This window comes from Pseudoalteromonas sp. JC28, assembly GCF_013319255.1.
GTDB lineage: Bacteria > Pseudomonadota > Gammaproteobacteria > Enterobacterales > Alteromonadaceae > Pseudoalteromonas.
On sequence record NZ_QOKX01000032.1, the window covers coordinates 1 to 961 of the forward strand.

The following is a 961-nucleotide window of genomic DNA, read 5'->3' on the forward strand; positions in this document are numbered from 1 at the left end:
TCAGCACAATGCCAGAAGCGGTAAGACCATCCAAGGTGGCATTGAATCACAAGTACGAGCCCGTATTTTTGGTGAGGGAACCAACCTTGCTAACGGTAAAGCCATTGAGCTGGAAGTATACGATGTGTCACTGATGCCAGATAAAGAAATTGATTTTGCAGCCAGCGAGTTTGTGAGCGGCGGCCTAGCGGGCACTGCCAAGTTGCCAGCAGGTAAAGCAACCCCATTCACCTATACCGAATTAGACGCCTAGTTCCCGTTGGGGCCTCGGCCCCTTTTTACTATTTCAAACCTCTTTTCAAACTGAGTAAATGGCATGGCAGATAAAACACTCCAGCTCGCATTACGAATAGTGGCTGAAGCCACTGGCAAACAGAACCTTGAACAGTTAGTTGCTGAGCTGCGCCGCATTGAACAAAGCGCAGATGATGCTGCACCTGCCACTGACCAACTCGGCCAGAATTTAGATGAGACGGCTCAAGCYGCAAAGCAAACGAGTAAGCAATCAACKGAACTKGCCGATGASTTARCRTCRTCAACCACTGCAAGCGCTAAGCTKGGTGAATCGCTCAGAGACGTCKCAAATAAMGCGAAARCYACGGCGAGCAATACGCAARCACTGAGCGATGACTTAAACCAGGTTGGCACTGCTACAACGAACGCCAGCCAAAAAGCAGGCGTGCTYGCGGATGTMATAGACGASCTWGGCAAYCAGCAAGAACTTATTCGTGCCTTTGAGCGTTCAAAGCGTGAACTCGAAGAGCAAGAGATTGCCACGGCTGCCGCCGCGCACGCACTCGACCAATTACAAAAACAAGCACAAGACACCACCAAACCATTTGTAGAGCTTGCCCGAGGTATAGACCTTGCAGAGCGCGACTTGCAGCAAATGCGGGCTGAGCTGACGCAGCAAATTACCAAGCATAACTCTCTGCAAGCTGAGCTAAAACGCTCAGGCATT

General features: G+C 50.4%; 2 pseudogenes. Both read left to right on the forward strand.

The window, feature by feature from the left end:
* A pseudogene (locus DS891_RS24285) lies at positions 1-253 on the forward strand (hypothetical protein); the annotation flags it as partial.
* A gap of 63 nt (positions 254-316) precedes the next feature.
* Positions 317-961, forward strand: a pseudogene (locus DS891_RS24290) (phage tail tape measure protein); the annotation flags it as partial.